The following is a 15,364-nucleotide window of genomic DNA, read 5'->3' on the forward strand; positions in this document are numbered from 1 at the left end:
TAGCCTGCGCCTCTCGCGACGCGTGCCGAGGCGTGGAGGACACGCTTGCAATCACGGAGCATGACAATGCTGGGACGGTGGCTCAAGCAACGATGCGGAGGGATGACCGTGATTGTCGGACTGGCGACGCAAGCCCTCGCGGGTGCACCTTCCCAGACACCCGCGCGGGTCGGCCCCGTGCTGGTCAACGTGGAGGCCCGTGCCGGACAGGATTTGTCGGGTGCATGGCATTGGTCCGTGGACCCGTACCGGGATGGGCTCGCGGGCTTCCATGGCGCGGAGGCCGGGCCCGGGCACCGGCGCTATGACGATGTGGATGTCGATGTCCTCACGCGCGCGAACCCCATGGCGCTCTATGAGTACGACATGCAGCGCTCGCCCGTCGTCCACCTGCCCGGCTCGTGGATCTCCCACGACGAGACGATGCGCTACTACGACGGCCTCGTCTGGTATCAGCGGACGTTCACCGCGACCAAGGCCCCGGGACAGCGGGCGTTCCTGCGCTTCGGCGCCGCCGACTACGTGGCGCGCGTGTATTTGAATGGCAAGCCCGTGGGAACGCACGAGGGAGGCTTCACGCCCTTCGCGTTCGAGGTGACGTCGCTTTTGCGCACGGGAGAGAACCAGGTGACGGTGGGCGTCGACTCCGTCCGCTCCAACGACACCGTGCCGCCCACCGTCACGGATTGGGAGACCTATGGCGGTATCACCCGGCCCGTGCGGCTGGTGCTGACACCCGCCACCTACATCGATGATGCGTGGGTGCGGCTGGGCGACGACGGACGGCTGCGCGCGACGGTGCGACTCCAGGGTGAAAAGGCCGGTGGCTCCGACGTGCGGGTGCACGTCCCCGCGCTCGCGTTGACGCTGAAGGGACGCACTGGCGCGGATGGGAGCTGGACGGGTGATGCGGTGGAGCCCTCGGCGCTGAAGCGCTGGAGTCCCGAGCAGCCCACGCTCTACGAGGTGGCGGTGGAGGCCGGTGAGGATCGGCTGGTGGACCGCATCGGCTTCCGGACGCTGGCGGTGAAGGGCCACGACATCCTGCTCAACGGCAAGCCGGTGTTCCTGCGCGGCATCAGCCTGCACGAAGAAGAGCTGGGCAAGCACCCCACGCGGGCCATGACTCCCGGCGCGGCGCGCGCGCTGCTCGGCGAGGTGAAGCACGGGCTCCACGGCAACTTCGTGCGGCTGGCCCACTATCCCCACGCGGAAGTCATGACGCGCATGGCGGATGAAATGGGGCTGCTCGTCTGGAGCGAGATTCCCGTCTACTGGCGCGTCAACTTCGCCCGGGCCGAGACGCTGGAGACGGCGCGGCGGATGCTCGCGGAGAACATCCTGAGGGACCGCAACCGCGCCTCCATCGCCTTCTGGAGCGTGGCCAACGAGACGCCGGTGAGCGACGCGCGCAATGCCTTCCTGGCGCGGCTGGCGGCGGATGCGCGGGCGCTCGACGACACGCGGCTGGTGACGGCGGCGCTGCTCATCGACCGCGTCCAGGAGAAGGGGAAGTCGGTGATGGTGGTGAAGGACCCGCTGGTGAGCCACCTCGACGTCGCGGCGGTGAACACCTACAACGGCTGGTACTCCGACGACGCGCTGGCGGACCTGCCGGGCATCGGCTGGCGCAACGACACGGGCAAGCCGCTCATCTTCTCCGAGTTCGGCGCCGACGCGCAGGCGGGATTCCACGAGCCCGGACTGAAGCGGAAGTTCTCCGAGGAGTTCCAGGCCGAGTACCACCGTCAGACGCTGGCGATGAGCGAGAAGGTGCCCTCGCTGCGCGGCCTGTCGCCCTGGGTGCTGAAGGATTTCCGCTCACCCCGGAGACAACACCCCGTCTACCAGCAGGGGTGGAATCGCAAGGGGCTGCTCTCGGAGACGGGCCAGCGCAAGCTGGCCTTCGACGTCCTCGCCGAGCACTACCGCAAGTTGGAGGCACGACAGGCCCAGGCCGAACAGGCGCGCACCACGCCCTGACGCTGAAACGAGATGCTTTTGACCGAGGCCAGTGCCCATGAGCTCAGTCCTACAGCTGTAGTTCGCTCGGCGCCTCTCGGGTCCGGTAGTGACACTGCCTGGCAACGGCTTGGTATGGAAGGTTGGCCATGGCGCGCGCGGCAGCCAGGAAGACGTGTGCCACCAGGCACAACGTCATGTGTCGGTGCCGCGCAGTCCAGGTGCGCACCTCGTCGTCAGCCGAGGCGACTTCTTCCCTGATACAGGGGGGAGGGCGACTTCGCTCTCTCCCGAACGGCGACTATAGGATGAGAGCCGAACAAGAATCAGGATGGATGGGCCCGCTGCCTTGGGCGACTGCTCCAGTCTCAATTATTGTTAGCGATTCAGCCCTCCCTTCACCTGACACTGGCCCCTAGAACAAGTGCCAGGGAAGGTTGGAAAGGGAGGGGCCGTGATAAAAGTATACTTACATGGCGAGCCGTCCGCGAGAGTGACCGTCTTCGTCATCCTTCCCTGGGCGTCAGAACAACGAACATTGCTGCAAACCTCATAGTCCACCTTGTTGAAGTCTGGCTTGGCAGTCTGTCCGCTTCCACATGCTCTGTTCGCGGCTTGCTGCCACGCGGGGTCGACGAGTTCGTCTTCTGCGATGGCGGGGTAGGAGAGACCCAAGAAGAGGGTAGCGAGCAGCAATCGTCCTTTGAGCATGCGACGGATGCTATTCTGGTCGGCTGGTCATTTCCTATCGGAGAAGCAGGCTGGCGAGATGGTAGCGATGGCTTGTGCATCGCCGCCCGAGGGCCGCGCTCGATGGACGATGCGACTCCTTGCGCGGAATGCGGTGCGCAGGGGCATGGTGCCGTGGGTGCTGAAGGATTTCCGCTCGCCGCGGAGACAACGTCCCGTCTACCAGCAGGGGTGGAATCGCAAGGGGCTGCTCTCGGAGACGGGCCAGCGCAAGCAGGCCTTCGACGTCCTCGCCGAGCACTACCGCGAGCTGGAGGCACGACAGGCCCAGGCCGAGCAGGCGCGTCCCCCTGACCGCGCCCACGCTGTCGCGGTCCGTGTGCAGCGCGCTGCACACCTTGCGCATGAAGCCGCATCATCGCTCCTCGTGGCTTGATGGGGCATGAGGCTTGCTCTGCGTGCCCCTCGTGGCTGGCCGGCGCCACGTGTGGGTACGGACTTCATGAACAGGCATCTGTGTGGCTTCGTGGTGCTCGCTGCATTGGTTCTCTCACCGGGTGTCGTCAGCGCGAAACCCCGTCCCTTCGACTTCCCTGTGAGAGAACGTTCCGCGCGGCTGCGGGACACTCGCATGTCCCAGCGGTACGCCCTGCTGAGGTTCCACGGCGTTCGAGGACTCGACACCAGCACCAGCGACACCTCGGACGAGACCTCCACGTCTCCGGTAGCCCTGGGCCTGGCACTGGTCGTCGCCGGAGGTGGGCTCATCGGTGCCACCTACCTGTGCCTCAATGGCCATGACAGGTGCGGATACATGCTGCTCCTGGCCCCCCTGGCCGGGATTGTGGTCCTGGCGACGTTTGGCTCTGGCGACACGCAGCCGACATGCGACGAGTGGGACGACGACTGTGCCATCGAATCGGAGTGGACCCGGCGGCCGCGCGCAGCCGCGAGGATGCCCAGGAGCCTCACGCTTCCCCTGGGCCTCGCGCCCACGCTGAACGTCGTCCAGGACAGGGCCTCGTTCGGACTCGGCGGTCGCTTCTGACGCGAGGAGGCGCCGCGCGCTACTGGGGCCGCAGTCGCTGGATGGATTGCTTCGCGCTGAACGGCGTCGACGACGTATCGACGTCCACGTTCCCCGTGAGGGAGACCTCGCCCGTGGGGTGGTACGTCAGCTCCGATGCGACGCCGTGGAAGGGCCCGAGCCCCACGCCCCAGAGTCGACTTCCCGTCGGGGAGTAGAGCCCGAGGACTCCATCCGTTCCGCCGAACTGGACCTCGGGCGGCGGGCAGGTGGCGTCGCACGCGCCCAGCACCGCGATGCCAAGCGGGCCCGTGGAGACGTCCTTCACCCAGCCCCCGAGCAGCGTCATCCAGCGCTCCTCTCCGGTGAGCGAGTACACGGCGATGTTGCCACGTCCCCAGATGCCTCCCGGGTAGTCCTGTCCCTTGAAGCGCACGGTCCCCGAATAGCTGCCCACCGCGACGATGTCGTCCCCGAGCGCGGCGACGGAGTGGAAGCCGCCAGTGGCCTCGGGGTACTCGTGGAACCAGCGGTGCGGACCGTTCCGGGCGAACTTGGACACGAAGGCCACCCGGTCCGGACCGCGGTTGAAGACATAGCGCCACCCCACGACGACGATGCCATCGTCCGAGGAGGTCTTCAGGTCCATGACTTCCACGCGGTCGCCCTTGCCACCTATCGCGCGGTCGAAGACGTAGTCGCCATTCGCGTCGAACTTCGCGATGTAGCCCTGCCACCCTGGGACATCCAGCAGCCACCGGACACCACCACCCACGTTGCAGTTCAGGCCCACCTGCCCTCCGAGCCACACCGCGCCCTGCGAGTCGACCGCGACGGCGCGGATGCCCAGCTCGTCACACAGGGCGTTCTTCCACAGCAGCGTCCCCGCTGGAGAGAACTTCGCCACGAATGAGCGCTTGCCCAGCGCGCCATCGCCCAGGTCCATCGTCTCCGGTGCGTGGCCCGCCAGGAGGATGTTGTCGGAGGCATCCACCACCAGGTCCGGGAACGAATAGAAGTCGGATTCGGCCGGCTGGAGCTGCGCCACGGGCCACGCGAAGACCTTGCGCCAGAGTTCCTGCCCGGAGGGGTTCAGCTTGAGCAACTCCAGCGTGCGCTCGGAGCCGTTTCGCCAGTAGCTCGCCAGGGTGAGCACGTTGCCCGCGCTGTCCCGTGCGATGCGCGAGGAGCGCGTGTTGCCGCGATAGATGAGGCCCGGGTCCAGCACCTGCCACGCGCGCACGCTCGGCGGACCCACGGCCTCCTGGGATGCCATGGGGCGGCCCACGTCGTCTCCGTGCGTTTCGGGCGCCACGCCCTCCTCGGGTTGCCCGCAGCCCGAGAGCACCACCCAGCCCAGCAGGACCACACCGAGCGTGACTGTCTTCGTCCGCAATCTCCGCATCACCTGACTCCTCTTCCGTACACGGGGGCACAGCCCAGGCGCTTGCTCAACGAAAGCGCTCCACGGAGTTGTGAGGCACACGCCAGGAAACAACCCCCAGGCCTGGGTTCACACGGCGGGTTGTTCAATCCCAAGCGTCGCCGAGCGCTGAAGCATCACCAGACATGCTGGCCACGGAGGCACATGCGGATGCCTGCGGGCCACGCGCAGGCCCGCCGCCCCCTCAGCGGTCCCTCGATATCGAGAGGCCTCCGGATGCCGCTGTTCTCCGGCCTCGGTCCGCCTGTGTCTCCTGGCTCCAGTTCGTCGAAGCGTCGGCACGCGACCGTGCTCCCATCGAACGGTCCCCGTGAAGCCCTCCGCCACACCGGACAGGCGAGCAACCATTCTGTCCATCATGCGGACAGCACTGTGCGGCTCATGGTGGTATCCAGCGGATTCGACCCGAGGAGGAGTGATGTCGGTGGACACACACGAAGCCGAGCTCTTCGACCCGGGGATGATGGAGACCCCGAGATGACGCAGGTCCTGCTGGGCGCCCGCGTATTCACCGGGGAGGGCGTTCTCGACGGGCACGCGGTGGTGCTGGACGACGAGCGCATCGTCGCGGTGGTCCCGCGTCAGGACGCCCCCGTGGGCATCACCCCGCGCACGCTGCCCTCGGACACCCTGCTCGCCCCTGGCTTCATCGACCTCCAGGTCAACGGCGCGGGCGGCGTCCTGTTCAACGAGTCCCCCACCGTCGACGCCGCGCTCGCCATCGCCGCGACGATGCGGCGCACGGGCACCACCGGCCTGCTCCCCACCTTCATCACCGACACACCCGACCTCACCACGCGCGCCTGCGCGGCCGCATCCGAGGCCATGGCCCGTCCCGGTGGCGGAGTGCTCGGCATCCACCTGGAAGGCCCCTTCATCAGCCCCGAGCGCCCCGGCGTTCACGCGCCGCGCTACATCCGCCAGCCGGAGCCGAGCGACCTCGAGTCCCTCACCGCGCTCGCGGCACAGCTGTCCTGCGCGGGCGGACGACTGCTGATGACGCTGGCGCCGGAGTGCGTGGAGGACGCCATCCTGCGACGCCTCAGTGACGCCGGCGCGGTCCTCTTCGCGGGCCACACCACGGCGAGCTTCGAGCGCGCCATGGAGTCCGTCGCGGCCGGCGTGCGCGGCTTCACCCACCTGTTCAACGCGATGCCTCCGGTGCTGGGCCGCCAACCCGGACCCGTCCAGGCGGGCTTCAGCGCGGACGAGGCGTGGTGCAGCGTCATCGTCGACGGCCACCACGTCCACCCCGCGAACCTTCGCCAGCTCTTGAAGGCCAAGCCCCCCGGCAAGGTGATTCTCGTCACGGACGCGATGCCACCCGTGGGAACCCAAGAGTCCACCTTCACCCTGTACGGCCTCACCATCCTGCGCCGGGACGGCCGGCTCGTGACGGAGGACGGAACGCTGGCGGGCGCGGACATCGATATGTCAGCGGCGGTGCGCAACTGCCTCCGCCTGCTCGGCCTCCCGCTGGAGGAAGCCCTGCGCATGGCGTCCCTCTACCCCGCCCAGGCGCTCGGGTTGGAGGGGCGACTGGGCAGGCTCGCCGCCGGATACCGCGCGGACCTCACCCTGCTGCGCGAGGACCTCTCCGTGCAGGCCACGTGGGTGGGTGGAAACGAACAGTGGCACTGAGGCCATACAGGCCTTGCTTCCGGTGAGCGCGTGTTCTTCCATCCACACCGTCCACCGCAAAGCCTCACACCGATTTCTCCTCGGAATGCCGCGAGGCATTAACCCGGAATAATAGGTCCAAGCCTCCTTCCTGGAAACGGGTTCCCGAGCCAACCACGCGTGGACGACGCGTGGTGCGCCCTGGGCTCGCACCGAGGAGAGCAAGCATGCGTCGCAGCAAGTGGTTCATTGGACTGATGGTGACAGCTCTGTCCGCTGGCGGTTGCGGGCAGGACGTTTCCTCCTCGCAGGGCGAGGGCCCTGGCAGCGTGATGAAGGCCCCGCTCGCCACGGAGTGGTCGGTGGGCGTCGCCTATTCGGTGGGCACGCAAGTCACCTACGGTGGTCGGCTCTACCAGTGCCGTCAGGCGCACACGTCGCAAGCGGACTGGACGCCTCCAGCCGTCGCGTCCCTGTGGTTGGACCTGGGGCCCGCGGGAGGCGGCGACACCACCGTGCCCACCGTCACGCTCAGTGCCAGCACCACGCGTATCACCGCGCCGGGCTCGCTCACGCTGACGGCCACGGCCACCGACAACGTGGGCGTATCCCGCGTGGAGCTCTTGGAGAACGGCGTCGTCGTCTCCACGGGCAACAGCTTCACGCGCAGCTTCTCCGGCTCCGCGCAGAACGGCACGTACAACTACATCTTCCGGGCCTTCGACGCGGCCGGCAACGTGGGCACGCGCGAGGTCCCCGTCACGGTGGCCATCACCATCCCCGGTGACACCACCGCGCCCACCGTCACGCTCACCGCCAGCACCACGAACATCACCGCCGCGGGCTCCGTCACGCTGACGGCCACCGCCTCGGACAACGTGGGTGTGACGAGAGTGGAACTCCTGGAGAACGGCACCGTCGTCTCCACTGGCAACAGCTTCACGCGCAGCTTCTCCAGCGCCGCGCAGAACGGCTCCTACAACTACATCTTCCGGGCCTTCGACGCGGCCGGCAACGTGGGCACGCGCGAGGTCCCCGTCACGGTCGCGATTCCCGGCGGCAACACGAGCAAGCGCATCGTGGGGTACTTCACCCAGTGGGGCATCTACGGCCGCAACTACCAGGTCTCGAACATCCCCGCGGCCAAGCTGACGCACATCAACTACGCGTTCTCCAACATCTCCGCGGATGGCAAGTGCGTCCTCGGTGACGTGTTCGCGGACATCGACAAGGGCGGCGGCTGGTCGGGCGAGTGGGACCCGGGGCAGCTGCGCGGCAACTTCCGCGCCTTCAAGGAGCTGAAGCGGACGCAGACGCACCTCAAGGTCCTCATCTCCGTCGGTGGCTGGACGTGGTCGAAGTACTTCTCGCAGGTGGCCGCCACCGCGGCGTCCCGCACGGCGTTCGTGAAGTCCTGCGTCGACATGTTCATCAAGGGCCAGTATCCCGGCGTGGACCCGGTGAATGGCACCGGCGTCTTCGACGGCATCGACATCGACTGGGAGTACCCGGTGGGCGGCGGCCTGCCCGGCAACACCAACAACCCGGCGGACAAGCAGAACTACACGGCGCTGATGGCGGAGTTCCGCAGCCAGCTCAACGCGGTGACGGCGCAGACGGGCAAGCCGTACCTGCTCACCATCGCCACGGGCGCTTCGCCGGCCCTGCTCGCCAACCAGCAGGAGACGAAGAACCTGTCCAACATCCTCGATTGGATCAACGTGATGAGCTACGACTATCACGGCTCCTTCGAGAGCACGGTCAACTTCCACTCGGCGCTCAACCGCGTGACGAATGACCCGGGCGCGAGCACGGGCTTCTACACGGATGGCTCGGTGGCGAAGATGCTCGAGCTGGGCGTCGCGCCGAACAAGATTGTCGTCGGCGTTCCGTTCTACGGCCGTGGCTGGGGCGGCGTGCCGAACGTGAACAACGGCCTGTTCCAGAATGGCGTGCCCACGCGCGGCACCTGGGATGATGGCCAGTCCGGGCTGACGGGCGTGTTCGACTACAAGGACGTGAAGGCCAACTACGAGCGCGCCGGCTCCGGGTACTCCAAGTTCATCCACCCCGAGGCAAAGCAGGCCTACGTCTACAGCCCGTCCACCCAGGTGTGGATTGCGTATGACGACCCGCAGACGCTCCACTCGAAGTCGGACTACATCCTGAGCAAGAACCTGGGCGGCGCGATGTTCTGGGAGCTGAGCGGCGACGACGGCTCACTCCTCGACGTCCTCTACCAGCGCCTGCACTGAGCACGTGATGTGATTGCCCGCTTCCAGGGGATGGGACACCTTGTCCGGTGTCTCGTCACCCTGGGGGTGGGCAGCGGCACTGTCTTCGCGGCTCATCGCAGCCTGCGACACGCGGAGGTCTTCACCGCCAGGTGCACGCGGACTCCCGGAGCCACGCCCAGCTCACGCACCGAGGCCTCCGTGAGTCGCACCACCCACCGCGTTCCCGCGATGTCCACCGTGGCCGCGGCCTCCCCTGCCCCCACGCGCTCCACACCCACCACGTTGCCCGCGAGCACGTTGCGCGCTGACACTCCCGACAGCGGTCCCATGGACAGGAGGATGTCCTCGGCCGGCACCGCGTAGGCCGCGCGCGTGCCTGGCGGGAGTTCCGGCGCGTCGGGGACCCAGAGCGACAGACCCTCTGTCACTCGCAACCGGGTGCCACCCTCGGGCACTCGTTCCAGCGCGCCTTCGAGGATGTTCTCCTCGCCCTCGGCTTCAGAGGCCAGCAGTCCGCGTGCGGAGGCACCCAGCACCTCGGACGCGGGCCCCGCCGCGCGCACGCGCCCGTCTTCCAACAGCAGGGCTTCCTTCGCCAGCACCCGCGCCTCGCCAAGCTGGTGCGTCACGTAGAGCATCGGCACGCGTGCTTCGTCCCGCACGCGCAAGAGGTACGGCAGCACGCGCTCCTTCAGCGTCACGTCCAGCGCGGCCAGCGGCTCGTCGAGCAACAGCAGTGCCGGGTCCGTGGCCAGCGCTCGCGCCAACGCCACGCGCTGCTTCTCGCCGCCCGACAGCGTGGCCGGATAGCGGTGCAACATGGGCCCCAGTTCCAGCAGCGCCACGGCTTCGTCGACGCGCGACGGCCGGCCCGCGCGCGCGCCATAGCGCACGTTCTGTTCCGCTGTGAGGTGGGGAAAGAGCAGCGCGTCCTGCGGCACGTACCCCATGCGCCGAGCCTCCGGCGCCAGGTCCACGCGTGCCGCGCTGTCCAACAGCACGCGCCCTCCCACCACGACTCGCCCGCGCGCGCCGCGTCGAAGCCCCGCGAGCACCTCCAGCAGCGACGTCTTCCCCGAGCCCGAGCGGCCCATCACCGCCACCGACGCGCCCTCCAGCCGCACGTCCACCTCCAGCGCGAAGCGCGCCAGCGGCAAGCTCACGGACACCTCCAGGCTCAAGCGCGCACCCGCCGTCCCCGCCAACGCGTCAGCCCCAAGCTCACGGACACCTCCAGGCTCAAGCGCGCACCCGCCGTCCCCGCCAGCGCGTCAGCCCTTCCGTGGCGTACACCGCCACGAAGGCCAGCAACGCCGCGATGCCCGCCAACTGGAGCGCTCGCGCGTCCTGCCCCAACTGCGTGTGCTGGAAGATGGCGAGCGACAGCGTCTGCGTGCGTCCGGGAATGTTCCCCGCCACCAGCACCGTCGCGCCGAACTCGCCCAGCGCGCGGGAGAACGCCAGGAGCGCGCCCACCGCCACGCCGCGCCACGCCAGGGGCAGCGTCACCCGGAAGAACGCTCGCGCCGGCGTGTCCCCCAGCGTACGCGCCACCGCCACCAGCCTTGGGTCCACCTCCTCGAAGCCCGAACGCGCCGAGCGCACCAACAAGGGAAATGCCATCACCGCGCTGGCCAGCACCACCGCCCCGGGCGTGAAGACCACCTCCACGCCCACCGCATCCAGCATCCGCCCCAGCGGACCATTGCGGCCCAACAACTCCAGCAGCACCAGGCCCACCGCCGTCGGCGGCAGCACCAACGGCAGCGCGAGCACCGTGTCCACGAAGCCCCGCCCTGGTCCTCGCCAGCGCGCCAGCGCGTACGCCGCGGCCACTCCAGGCGGGAGGATGATGAGCGTGGCCACCACCGCCACCTTCACCGTGAACAGCACCAGCCCCGTCGTGTCGTCGGTCACTTCGCGGGCTTCCCCGCATCCGGCGCGAGCACGATGAAGCCATGTCGCCGGAAGGCCGCGCGCGCGGGCTCCGTCTGCAGGAAGCGCACGAAGGCCTTCCCCACCTCGGGTGCCTTGCCCTTCGTCAGCGCCGCCACCGGGTAGACGATGTGGGGCGCGTCCGCCTGGGGCACCTCGAACGCCACTCGCACCTTCTTCGACTGCGCCGCGTCTGTCGCATACACCACACCCGCGTCCACGCGGCCCGCCTCCACCGCCGACAGCGCGGCCCGCACATCCAGTGCTGGGATGACCTTGGACTCCAGGTCCTTCCACAGCCCCACCTTCTCCAGCCACGCCTTCGCGTACACCCCAGCGGGGACGATGGCCGGGTCCGCCAACACCAACCGCTTCAGTCCCTTCAGCGACTCGGGCCCGGCGAGCTTCCGCTTCGAGTCCACCGGCACCACCACCACCAACCGGTTGGACAACAGGTCGGCTCGCGTCCCGGGTTGCACCAGACCCGCTTGCTGGACGGCCTCCATCCTCGCCACGTCCGCCGAGAGGAAGGCATCCGCGGGAGCCCCCGCAATCGCTTGACGCGCCAGGTCTCCGGACGAGCCTGGCGCCAACACCACCGAATGGCCGGTGGCCGCGGTGAAGGCGGGCTTCAACTCCTGGAGCACATCCGTGGTGCTCGCGGCGGCGAAGACGAGGCCTTCTTCCGCGCTCGCGAGCCCCGCCACGAGCATCAGGGACAGCACGCACAGCCTGGACATGGTACGCACTCCTGGACGCTCCTTTAGCTCCCCCCGAGGGGGAGCGCATTGTCCGCACGGCTGCCCACGCCGTGACAACGGGTTGACCCGTGGGGCCCTGCCCGCTAAGCCATACTCCGTGTCACGGAATATCCACCCTAAAGAGGATGAGGACATCTCGGCGGACGTGCTGAAGCTCCAGCAGCTTCTGCTCGCGCTGGGCCGGCGCCGTTCGCTCCGTGACCCCATCGCCAGCACCTGCGAGCAGCTCCAGTTCACGGCCCCGCAGGTGCATGCGCTGCTCTGGCTTGGCCAGGATGGCTCGCTCACGATGGGCGAGCTTGCTCGCCGACTGGGCGTCACCGAGAAGACCGTCACCGGGCTCGTCGACCGGCTGGAGCGCGAGGGCCACCTGCAGCGCGAGCGCAGCGCGGCCGACCGTCGCGTGGTCCGCTGTCGCCTCACGCCCGAGGGCATGCAGACCTACCAGCGGCTCGAGCGCTTCATGACCCAGGGCATGGGCCAGTTGCTCTCCATCCTCGACGGCGTGGACCGCAAGGCGCTCTTCCGCATCCTGGAGAAGCTACTGCGCCGCATCGACACGCTGGGGCCTCCGAGCGCCGCGACGACGGCCCGCGAGCGCTCGGCCTGAAGCCCGTGGAGCGGGCGAGCAAGGCCCGCTTCCTCGTGCCTTCTCTCCCGAGGCGCCCCACCTCAAGTGACACGCGGCGTCCTTCCGTGCCCGGCGAGGCCCGGCGCATCCGATGGACGACTTTCCGCACCATGGCAGCGCGGCGTTGATGCGAGGGGAGGCACGCGATGAAAGCAAGCAGACGCGCGGTGGCCGTGGGCCTGGTCCTGACACTCGCGGGCTGCCGCCGCGGGCAGGACGAAGCCCAGCCCGCTCCTCCGCCAACCGCTGAGCAGGAGTCCGCCGCCACGCCCTCGCCCGAGGTGGCCCCGGACAGCGCCGCTCCCGCGAAGCAGCAGATGCCGCCGGACATGCGTGGGGCGCTCGCGTCCATCGCGCCGCTGGTGGAGTCGGTGAAGTCGGCCGTCGTCAACGTGGAGGTGCGCGAGGCCGCCCCCGCGCGTCGCTCGCGCTCCGGCTCTCCGTGGAATGGAGATGGGCGGAGCTCTCCGTTCGGCGGAGGCATGCCCGGCATGCCCTTTGGCTCTCCCTTCGAGGACCCGCGTGACGAAGGCCCGCGCCAGGGCCTGGGCTCCGGCTTCGTCATCGACGCGCGGGGGTTGGTGCTCACCAACAACCACGTGGTGGCGGATGCCACGGAGATACGCGTCCAGTTTCCCGACGGGCGCGAGATGGACGCGAAGGTGCTGGGGACGGACCCGCTCACGGACGTGGCGGTGCTCCAGCTCCAGGGCGACGTGAAGGGGCTTCCGGTGGTGAAGCTGGGAGACTCGGATGCGCTGCGCGTGGGCGACTGGGTGGTGGCCATCGGCAACCCCTTCGGGCTCGCCTCCAGCGTCAGCGTGGGCATCCTCTCCGCCAAGGCCCGTGACATCCAGGTGGGGCCGTTCGACGACTTCCTCCAGACGGACGCCGCCATCAACCCGGGCAACTCCGGCGGGCCGCTGTTCAACCTCCATGGTGAGGTGGTCGGCATCAACACCGCCATCATTGGCCAGGGTTCCGGCATCGGATTCGCCGTGCCCAGCTCGCTCGTGAAGGAGCTGCTGCCGCAGTTGGAGAAGAAGGGCGCCGTCACGCGGGGCTGGCTGGGCGTCGCCGTGCAGGATTTGACGCCGGACCTGGGCGGCGCGCTGGGCGTGGCCAAGGGCGAGGGCGCCATCGTCACCGAGGTGAACGAGGGCACGCCTGCCGCCGACGCGGGCCTGAAGCCGGATGACATCATCGTCGCGGCGGGAGGACGCCCCATCACCTCGGGTCGCGCGCTCACGCGCACGGTGGCGCTCAAGGCGCCGGGCTCGGAGCTGCCGCTCACCGTCTATCGCGAGGGGAAGAAGACGGAGCTGAAGGCGAAGCTGGGCACGCGGCCGGACCTGGAGGGCGTGGCCTCGCGCAAGCCGCCGGAGGAGCACGCGGAGCCGCCGCATCAGCGCGTGGGCTTGAGCCTGTCGGACATGGACCCGAGGCTCTCGCGAGCGCAGGAGCTGCCTCGCGCGGGCGCGCTGGTGACGGACGTGGTGCCGGGATCCAGCGCCGAGCGCTCCGGGCTGATGCCGGGCATGGTGGTGGTGGAGGCGGGCGGTCAGCCGGTGCGCCGCGCGACGGACCTGGCGCGCGTGCTGAAGGAGTCCACCCCGGGGGAGCCCGTGCTGCTGCGCGTGGCAGTGCCCGGAGGTCGGCGCGAGCTGCGAGCACTCACGGCGCCAGAGTCGTGACGACGTCCACGTGGCGTGGTGGACCGTGCCCGGAGGTCGGCGCGAGCCGCGAGCACTCACAGCACCAGAATCATGACGACGTCCACGTGGCGTGGCGGACGGACGTGTCCCACGCTCAGGGGGCCGGAGCCGCTCCGTCCCCAGGGGCGCGAGCCCATAGCACACGCGGATGCAGCAACAGCGCGATGGCCTCGCGCACCGTCCAGTAGAAACGGTCTACCCAGTGCAGGTTGCGCTCGGTCTCCAGCGCGGGGCTGGTGCTCACCTCGAAGCCATTGAGTCGGAAATACTGTCGCGCGCGCAGCAGGTGATACGGGTCCGAGACCACCACCACGCGCCGCGCGCCCAACTCACGCAGCAGCTTCGCCGTCAGCCGCGCGTTGTCGTCCGTCGAGTGGCTCTCCTCCTCCAGCACGCACGCCTCCTCGGGGACGCCCAACCTCATCGCGAGCGCGAGCATCGCCCGCGCCTCCGAGGGTGGATGCACGCCCACGCCTCCGGAGAAGACGAGCCTGGGCGCCACGCCACGTCGGTACAGCTCCACCGCCTTCTCCGTGCGTGCCCGCAACGCTCCGGACGGGACACCTCCCGCCAGCACACGCGCGCCCAGCACCACCACGGCGTCGGAGGACTCCACGCGCTCGCGCTGCCCGAAGCGGTCCACCGCCCACGCGAGGCCGAACACGCCGCACGTCACCACGCCCACGGACACCACGAGGAGTCGACGCGCGCGTCCGGGCCGCGCCCTCAGCGAAGTTGGAGGCACGCGCTCCACGTTACCCGCGAGCCGCCCCGTTCGCCGATTTTCCTCAAGGCTCGAAGCCCCCGAGGAACAGCTCCTGCCCCCCGCCCTCGGGCTCGCTCAGCACTCCCGTCCCGAAGTCCATCGAGGAGCGCCGCGCGCCCAGCAGCGCACTCGCGCCCTTCCTCGACGACGAGACGAAGCAGCGCTCCGCGAAGGAGTCCCCATCCCCCGACGGCGCCATCGGGAAGCCCCTCGCCCAGCGCAACGCGCCGTCCACGCGGTCCAGCTTCACCAGGAAGAGGTTGAGGGTGCCGCCCGGTGCACCGACCACGGGGCCCGCGCCCAAATCGTCACCGTGCGCGTAGCGGCCCACGACGGTGACGCCGTCGTCCTCGTCCGTCGCGAGGTCCAGTCCCTCGAAGCCGAAGGTCCGCAGCCAGCGCGGGGTGCCCTCGCGGTCGAACGCTGCCACGAAGGCCTCGCTGCCACCCGGCTCCGCCGCGTGCGTCCGCGCCTCGAAGGTGAGCGGCGCGAAGAACGCACCCGTCACGAGCACGCGGTTGCCATGCACCGCCACCCCGGTGGCCCCACCTGCCCCCGTGTCGAGCCGCTGCTCCC

Annotated in this window: 12 protein-coding genes and 1 pseudogene; 7 read left to right on the forward strand and 6 right to left on the reverse strand. The window is 69.1% G+C overall.

Annotated features, from left to right (window positions below; genetic code table 11):
- Window positions 1–108 precede the first annotated feature (108 nt).
- From HUW62_RS14265 to HUW62_RS14275, 3 genes are all read left to right on the forward strand, one after another.
- The gene (locus HUW62_RS14265) at window positions 109–1,983 is read left to right on the forward strand and encodes a glycoside hydrolase family 2 TIM barrel-domain containing protein (protein ID WP_217911313.1); all 1,875 of its coding nucleotides are present in this window, start codon (window positions 109–111) and stop codon (window positions 1,981–1,983) included.
- Window positions 1,984–2,782: 799 nt separating this feature from the next.
- Window positions 2,783–3,088, forward strand: a complete 306-nt coding sequence (locus HUW62_RS48100; RefSeq protein WP_163863860.1) for a hypothetical protein — start codon at window positions 2,783–2,785, stop codon at window positions 3,086–3,088.
- Between the two features lie 195 nt (window positions 3,089–3,283).
- The gene (locus tag HUW62_RS14275) at window positions 3,284–3,700 is read left to right on the forward strand and encodes a hypothetical protein (RefSeq protein WP_163864040.1); all 417 of its coding nucleotides are present in this window, start codon (window positions 3,284–3,286) and stop codon (window positions 3,698–3,700) included.
- 19 nt (window positions 3,701–3,719) lie between these two features.
- Here the strand turns inward: HUW62_RS14275 and HUW62_RS14280 are convergent, their stop codons facing one another.
- On the reverse strand, window positions 3,720–5,084 hold the full coding sequence (locus HUW62_RS14280; protein WP_176434761.1) for a hypothetical protein: 1,365 nt from the start codon (window positions 5,082–5,084) through the stop codon (window positions 3,720–3,722).
- A gap of 516 nt (window positions 5,085–5,600) precedes the next feature.
- Between HUW62_RS14280 and nagA the strand changes: the two genes are divergently transcribed.
- The gene (gene nagA, locus HUW62_RS14285; RefSeq protein WP_163864042.1) at window positions 5,601–6,764 is read left to right on the forward strand and encodes an N-acetylglucosamine-6-phosphate deacetylase; all 1,164 of its coding nucleotides are present in this window, start codon (window positions 5,601–5,603) and stop codon (window positions 6,762–6,764) included.
- Between the two features lie 206 nt (window positions 6,765–6,970).
- Window positions 6,971–8,998, forward strand: a complete 2,028-nt coding sequence (locus HUW62_RS14290) for a glycosyl hydrolase family 18 protein (RefSeq protein ID WP_176434762.1) — start codon at window positions 6,971–6,973, stop codon at window positions 8,996–8,998.
- A 92-nt stretch (window positions 8,999–9,090) separates the two neighbouring features.
- Here the strand turns inward: HUW62_RS14290 and modC are convergent, their stop codons facing one another.
- The 3 genes from modC to modA all read right to left on the reverse strand — a co-directional run bounded on the left by modC (window position 9,091) and on the right by modA (window position 11,655).
- Window positions 9,091–10,143, reverse strand: coding sequence for a molybdenum ABC transporter ATP-binding protein (modC, locus tag HUW62_RS14295; protein ID WP_240356202.1), 1,053 nt, complete (start codon window positions 10,141–10,143; stop codon window positions 9,091–9,093).
- 76 nt (window positions 10,144–10,219) lie between these two features.
- Window positions 10,220–10,897, reverse strand: a complete 678-nt coding sequence (gene modB, locus HUW62_RS14300) for a molybdate ABC transporter permease subunit (protein ID WP_176434763.1) — start codon at window positions 10,895–10,897, stop codon at window positions 10,220–10,222.
- Window positions 10,894–11,655 (reverse strand): molybdate ABC transporter substrate-binding protein, encoded by a 762-nt coding sequence (gene modA / locus HUW62_RS14305; RefSeq protein ID WP_217911314.1) that lies wholly within the window; start codon window positions 11,653–11,655, stop codon window positions 10,894–10,896. The genes modB and modA overlap by 4 nt, the downstream gene beginning before the upstream one ends.
- 118 nt (window positions 11,656–11,773) lie before the next feature.
- Here modA and HUW62_RS14310 point away from each other — a divergent pair, with 118 nt between their 5' ends.
- Both HUW62_RS14310 and HUW62_RS14315 read left to right on the forward strand, forming a co-directional pair.
- Window positions 11,774–12,286: a MarR family winged helix-turn-helix transcriptional regulator gene (locus HUW62_RS14310; RefSeq protein ID WP_163864047.1), complete on the forward strand. Its 513-nt coding sequence runs from the start codon at window positions 11,774–11,776 to the stop codon at window positions 12,284–12,286.
- Window positions 12,287–12,453: 167 nt separating this feature from the next.
- Window positions 12,454–14,001, forward strand: coding sequence for a trypsin-like peptidase domain-containing protein (locus HUW62_RS14315; RefSeq protein ID WP_176434765.1), 1,548 nt, complete (start codon window positions 12,454–12,456; stop codon window positions 13,999–14,001).
- A gap of 115 nt (window positions 14,002–14,116) precedes the next feature.
- Here HUW62_RS14315 and HUW62_RS14320 read toward each other — a convergent pair whose 3' ends face one another.
- Window positions 14,117–14,767: a YdcF family protein gene (locus HUW62_RS14320; RefSeq protein WP_163864049.1), complete on the reverse strand. Its 651-nt coding sequence runs from the start codon at window positions 14,765–14,767 to the stop codon at window positions 14,117–14,119.
- A 43-nt stretch (window positions 14,768–14,810) separates the two neighbouring features.
- A pseudogene (locus HUW62_RS14325) lies at window positions 14,811–15,364 on the reverse strand (hypothetical protein); the annotation flags it as partial.

Origin of the sequence: Myxococcus sp. AM011, from assembly GCF_013372595.1 — a bacterium.
Lineage (GTDB): Bacteria > Myxococcota > Myxococcia > Myxococcales > Myxococcaceae > Myxococcus > Myxococcus eversor.